Source organism: Longimicrobium sp. (assembly GCF_036280135.1).
Taxonomy (GTDB): domain Bacteria; phylum Gemmatimonadota; class Gemmatimonadetes; order Longimicrobiales; family Longimicrobiaceae; genus Longimicrobium.
Map to the genome: position 1 here is coordinate 1 of NZ_DASURI010000343.1, position 6,111 is coordinate 6,111.

Below are 6,111 nucleotides of genomic sequence, written 5' to 3' on the forward strand. Positions count from 1 at the left end.
GTTTTCCGTCCGACGCCCGCGGCTACAGGCGCGGATACTTCTCGTGGTCCAGCGTGTCGGCGTCGCGGCTGCCGGGGCGCGCCTCGGGGACCTTGTCCTGCTCCAGCTGGTCGGGCTTGCCCTCGCGCTTGAGGTCCAGCCGCTCCTGGTGCGACATGGTCCCACTGGCCTCCACGCGCTGCTGGCTGCCGCCGGTGGACGCGCCCACCTCGCTGGCGCTCTTTCCTTCCTCGCGCGCGTCGCGGGCCGCCTGCCGCTTCTGCTCCTCGTTGCCTTCCATCTTCTTGCCGCTCATGACCGTCCCTCCATGGCGTGAAGTGCGTGCTCAGGGGCGGAACCCCGGCGGCAAGCATCGTACCGGCGCACGAACGCCCGCCGGTCGGATGGACGCAGCGGGCGAGGAAGGGGACGAGCGATCCAGATCAGCCGATCGCCTTTACGCCGGCATCCAGGTGAGGAACGTGAGCCCGCCGGCGATGAACAGGATGAGCCCCAGCATGCGCGCGCTGGCGGCGCCCGATTCCGGGTCCTCGGCCCTGCGCCACACGGCGCGGCTGATCTGCTGGTCCGCCAGGATGAAGGCGAGGCCGATGGCGACTGCGACGAGGCCGAGAATGCCAGGCATGAGCTGCGCTCCGGCGGTTGGGGGGCTGACGAGGGGGGATCTGCATCCGCGGCGCGAAGCAGCGTACCCACCAATATGAGCCGAATTCCGTCCCGGACAAGGGGCCTCGTCCCGCCCGTTACGGCGCCGCGCGAAAGCGGTCATCCGCCGCACGGAATCTCCCTGATCGACACCGACCGGATCATGCGCCGCGCCGGGATCCGCCGCATCCGCGTCCATCATCGTCCCTCCCCGGGCCGCGCAGGCGGAGACGGACGGCGGGGACGGGCCCGCTAAAAACTTGACAGGCTCGAACGGCCGTTCGATTCTACCGGAATCCCGTATACAGCCGGACCGGCAGCCACCGGGAAACCCTCGCCCGCGGCCGCCCACCCCACCGACGGAAGGAGCTCATCCGTTGACCCCGTTTTCGAGGATGCGCCGGGCCCCCGCCCTGGCGCTCGCCCTGGGACTGCTGGCGCACGCCGCGCCGGCCGCCGCCCAGCAGCGCCTGACCACGCCCGAGCAGCAGTTCGGCCACGCCATCGGCGCGGACTACGTGCTGCCCAACTACCAGCAGCTCCTGGCGTACTGGCAAAAGCTGGACGGCGAGAGCGACCGCATGAAGCTGGTGGACATCGGCCGCACGGCCGAGGGGCGCCAGCAGGTGATGGCCATCGTCACCAGCCCCGCGAACCACCGTACCCTGGACCGTTGGCGCGAGACCAGCCGCACGCTGGCCATGGGGCAGGTGGACAGCGCCACGGCCGCGCGCCTGGCCGCCGAGGGCAAGGCCGTGGTGTGGATCGACGGCGGCCTGCACGCCACGGAGGTGCTGGGCGCGCAGCAGCTCATGGAGACGCTGTGGCAGCTGGTGAGCCGCGACGACCCGGAGACGATGCGCATCCTGGACGACGTGGTCATCCTCTTTGTCCACGCCAACCCCGACGGCATGGAGCTCGTCAGCAACTGGTACATGCGCGCGCCCAACCCGCAGGCGCGCTCCATGGCGTACCTGCCGCGGCTGTACCAGAAGTACATCGGCCACGACAACAACCGGGACTTCTACGCCTCGACGCAGCCCGAGACGGAGAACATGAACCGGGTGATGTACCGGGAGTGGTATCCGCAGATCGTCTACAACCACCACCAGACGGGGCCCACGGGGACGGTGATGTTCGCGCCGCCCTTCCGTGACCCGTTCAACTACGTGTACGACCCGCTCATCGTGAGCGGCATCGACATGGTGGGCAGCGCCATGATGACGCGCTTTCTGGCCGAGAACAAGCCGGGCGTCACCGTGCGCAAGGGCAGCAACTACTCCACGTGGTGGAACGGCGGCCTGCGCACCACGGCGTACTTTCACAACATGGTGGGCCTGCTGACGGAGACCATCGGCAACCCAACGCCGTTCGACATCCCGTTCGTGCCCAACCGCCAGGTGCCCAGCGGCGACCTGCCGGCGCCCGTGCCGCCGCAGACCTGGCACTTCCGGCAATCCATTGACTACTCCGTCACGGCCAACTACGCCGTGCTGGACTACGCGCAGCGCTACCGCCAGACGCTGCTGATGAACTTCTGGCGGATGGGCCGCAACTCCATCGAGCGGGGCCGCCGCGACAACTGGACCACCTCGCCGCGCCACGTGGACAGCGTCCGCGCCGTGATCAGCGCCGAGCGGCAGGGCCAGCGCAGCGAGCAGAACGCCCTGATGTCGCCGGGCGGGCAGTTCGGCGGCGCGGCCAACCCCGAGCAGTCGGCCCGGTACCTGGCCCTGCTGCGGCGGCCGGAGTGGCGCGACGCACGCGGCTACGTCATCCCGTCCACGCAGGCGGACTTCGCCACGGCCACCAAGTTCGTCAACGCGCTGCTGGAGACGGGCATCTCGGTGGGCCGCGCCACGCGGTCGTTCACGGTGGGCGGCAAGACGTACCCGGCGGGCTCGTACGTCGTCCGGGCTGACCAGCCGTTCCGCCCGCACGTGCTGGACATGTTCGAGCCGCAGGACCACCCCAATGACTTCCTGTACGAGGGCGGCCCGCCCATCCCGCCGTACGACAACGCCGGGTGGACGCTGGCGTACCAGATGGGCGTGGAGTTCGACCGCGTCCTGGAGGGCTTCGACGCGCCCGTGGAGACGGTGGACGCGTGGAACCTGCCGGCGCCGCGCCCGCAGCACGCCGCCCAGGTCCGCGCCCGCGGCGCCGGGTGGACCCTCTCCCCCCGACAGAACGACGCGTTCACGGTGGTTAACCGGCTGCTGGCGCAGGGCGCGCAGGTGCAGCGGGTAACGGGCGGCGACAACGCGGGTGACTTCTTCATCCCCGCGTCCGGCGGCGTGACGGCCGAGCGGCTGATCGCCCTGGCGGATTCCCTGGGCGTGACCGTCTCGCCGGCCCGCGGCGCCCCGCGCCAGGCCACGCCCCTGCGTCCCCTGCGCATCGGGCTGGCGGACCGCTACGGCGGCCTCATGCCCAGCGGCTGGACGCGCTGGATCCTGGAGCAGTTCGGGTTCCCGTACCAGGTGGTGTTCCCGCAGGAGCTGGACGCGGGCAACCTGAACGCCAAGTACGACGTGCTGGTCTTCGTGGACGGCGCCATCCCGGAGCGCGATCCGCGCGCCGGCGCCGGCGGGTTCATGCCCAACCCCGACGCCATCCCGGCGGAGCTGCGTTCGCAGACGGGGCTCATCTCCGTGGAGCGCACGGTGCCGCAGCTGCGCGCGTTCATGGAGAACGGCGGCACGGTGCTCACCATCGGCGGGTCCACGGTGCTGGCGCGCCACCTGGGGCTGCCCATCGAGGACCACCTGGTGGAGGCGGGCGAGAACGGCCAGGCGCGCCACCTGCCGCGGGAGAAGTACTACATCCCCGGCAGCCTGCTGCGCGTGTCGGTGGACAACGACGCGCCGGTGGCGTGGGGCATGGGCGAGCAGGCGGACGTGATGTTCGACGACTCGCCGGTGTTCCGCCTGGGCCCGGGCGCCGAGGCGGCCGGCATCAAGCGCGTGGCGTGGTACGACTCCCCCGCCCCGCTGCGCAGCGGCTGGGCGTGGGGCCAGCAGTACCTGCAGAACGGCGCGGCGGTCGTGAGCGCCCCCGTGGGCCGCGGCATGCTGTACCTGTTCGGCCCCGAGATCGCGTTCCGCGCGCAGCCGCACGGCACGTTCCGGCTGCTGTTCAACGGCCTGTACGAGTCCGTCCGCGAGCACTGATCGCGGGTTCCTTTCCAAACACGCCACCCGGCGGACAATCGTCCGCCGGGTGGCGTGTTTTCTCCGTACACTTTTTCAGCTAATTCCATTATCTTTCCCGTGAACCCCAACGCGGGAGGATGGCACGATGGTGATGAAACGGGTGGCAGCAGCGGATGCGACGCGGCCGGAACGCGTCTCGGGGATCGTGGAGGCAAAGCGATGACGATCCTTCGATACGCCGTCAGCATCGAGCAAGGTCCCACCGGGTTCAGCGCGTACCTCCCTGACCAGAGTGTGTTGCCGTGGCAGATTCCGAGGCGGAAGTCGTTCAGCTGATCCGCGGAGCCGTCGGGCTCCACGTGCAGGCGTTCCGGGAGGATGGCGATCCCGTCCCGCGGCCCACGACGCGCGTCACCTACGCCCGACGTCGCGGACCCACGGGAGGAAGCGTAAGCATCGTGGACCGGTGAGATCCGCACTCTATCCGGGAGGCATGCATGGCAACGCAGGAACTGGCCGTCGAGAGCGTGCTGTTGTCTGACCTCGTAGAGGCGGCGGAGCATGGCACCGAGGTACTGCTGATGAAGAAGGGCGAGCCCCTGGCCCGCCTGGTTCCCGTTCGGCGGCGCAAGGCCGGCAGCGCACGCGGGCTGTTCACCGTGCCCGACGACTTCGATGATCCGCTGGACGACTTTCGCGACTACATGTGAAAGGAGGAAGATGCGAGCAATCCTCGACACCCACGCCTTCCTGTGGTTCATCACGGACGACGCGCGCCTGAGCACCGCCGCCGGGAACGTGATCGAAGGGGAGGCGGATGACCTGCTCCTGAGCGTGGCGAGCATCTGGGAGATCGCGATCAAGGTGGGCCTCGGGCGGCTTCCCCTCCCGGCGCCGATCCACACCTTTCTGCCACGGCAGATCGCCGCGAACGACCTGCGGCTCCTGCCGATCGCGATGCGGCACGCGCTGAGCGTGGCGACGCTGCCCCTGCATCACCGCGACCCGTTCGACCGAATGCTCGTCGCGCAGGCGCTCACGGAGGACGTGCCGATCCTCAGCGCGGATGCGGAGCTGGACCGGTACGGAGTCCAGCGCCTCTGGTGACCGTCACGTCGCCGCGGGCTCCTCGGCCAGGTGGCGGCCGCGGTACTCGGGGAGCAGCAGCGCGCCCACGATGGCGAGGGCGAAGAACGCCGCGAACACGCCGAACACGGCGCCCGCGCCGCCCATCGCCATCAGCGGCGGCACGCTGAGCGGCGCGATGATGCTGGCGATGCGCCCGAAGCCCGCCGCCCAGCCGGCGCCGGTGGCGCGGACGTTGGTGGGGTACACCTCCGGCGTGGCGGCGTAGACGGCACCCCACGCGCCCAGGTTGAAGAACGAGAGCAGGCACCCGGCGGCCAGGATGGCTTCGCGCGAATCCGCCGCGCCAAACCACAGCGCCGCGCCGGCCGAGCCCGCCAGGAACGCGGCCAGCGTGGGCCGCCGCCCCCACTTCTCGATAAGGTACGCGCTCACGGCGTAGCCCGGCAGCTGCGCCAGCGTGATGATGAGCGTGTACTCGAACGACTTCACGAGGGTGAACCCGCGCTGCGTGAGCAGCGTGGGGATCCAGATGAAGGCGCCGTAGTACGCGAAGTTGATCCCGAACCACACCAGCCACAGCGCCAGCGTGCGCCGCGCCAGCGCACCACGCCACAGCTCGCCCAGCCCCACGCGCGCGGCCGGCGCGGCGGCGGACACGACGGGTGCCGGCGCATCCGGCGAGGGCACGCCCGCGTTGGCCTCGAAGCGGCGGACGATGGACTCCGCCTCGTCCACGCGGCCCTTTTGCTCCAGGAACCGCACGGATTCCGGCAGCGCGCGCCGCACGACGGCCGAGTACAGCGCCGGCAGCGCGCCCAGCGCGAACGCCCACCGCCAGCCGTTCTCCGACCGCGGCACCACGTACGTGCCGATGAGCGCGGCCAGGATCCATCCCACCGCCCAGAACGCCTCCAGCAGCACCACCACGCGTCCCCGGATGCGCGCCGGCGCGAACTCGCTCACGAGCGTGGACGCCACGGGCAGCTCCGCGCCCAGCCCGAAGCCGATCAGAAAGCGGAACACCAGCAGCGACGCCACGGACCACGACAGCGCCGCGGCCCCCGTCGCCAGTCCGTAGATGAAGAGTGTGGCGGCAAAGACGAAGCGGCGCCCCAGGCGGTCGGCCACGCTGCCGCCCAGGCTGGCGCCGATGGCCATCCCCACGAACCCGACGGAGGCGATCAGCGAGAGGGTGCCGCCGTCCAGCGCCCACTGCGCCGCC

At 70.6% G+C, this 6,111-nt stretch carries 6 protein-coding genes; 3 read left to right on the forward strand and 3 right to left on the reverse strand.

The features are described from left to right. Positions 1 to 22: 22 nt before the first annotated feature. Complete coding sequence (locus tag VFZ20_RS10780; RefSeq protein WP_329683878.1) at positions 23 to 295, reverse strand: hypothetical protein; 273 nt, start codon at positions 293 to 295, stop codon at positions 23 to 25. Positions 296 to 436: 141 nt separating this feature from the next. Next, a complete protein-coding gene (locus VFZ20_RS10785) occupies positions 437 to 625 on the reverse strand; it encodes a hypothetical protein (protein ID WP_329683879.1) in 189 nt (62 codons plus the stop codon). A gap of 415 nt (positions 626 to 1,040) precedes the next feature. Here VFZ20_RS10785 and VFZ20_RS10790 point away from each other — a divergent pair, with 415 nt between their 5' ends. The 3 genes from VFZ20_RS10790 (at position 1,041) to VFZ20_RS10800 (ending at position 4,907) form a co-directional block, all read left to right on the forward strand. Continuing rightward, complete coding sequence (locus VFZ20_RS10790; protein WP_329683880.1) at positions 1,041 to 3,818, forward strand: M14 metallopeptidase family protein; 2,778 nt, start codon at positions 1,041 to 1,043, stop codon at positions 3,816 to 3,818. 479 nt (positions 3,819 to 4,297) lie between these two features. Next, positions 4,298 to 4,510 (forward strand): type II toxin-antitoxin system prevent-host-death family antitoxin, encoded by a 213-nt coding sequence (locus tag VFZ20_RS10795; protein WP_329683881.1) that lies wholly within the window; start codon positions 4,298 to 4,300, stop codon positions 4,508 to 4,510. After that, a complete protein-coding gene (locus tag VFZ20_RS10800) occupies positions 4,476 to 4,907 on the forward strand; it encodes a type II toxin-antitoxin system VapC family toxin (protein WP_329683882.1) in 432 nt (143 codons plus the stop codon). The genes VFZ20_RS10795 and VFZ20_RS10800 overlap by 35 nt, the downstream gene beginning before the upstream one ends. Before the next feature lie 3 nt (positions 4,908 to 4,910). Here the strand turns inward: VFZ20_RS10800 and VFZ20_RS10805 are convergent. Further along, on the reverse strand, positions 4,911 to 6,111 hold a 1,201-nt coding region (locus VFZ20_RS10805; protein ID WP_329683883.1), incomplete at its 5' end, for an MFS transporter.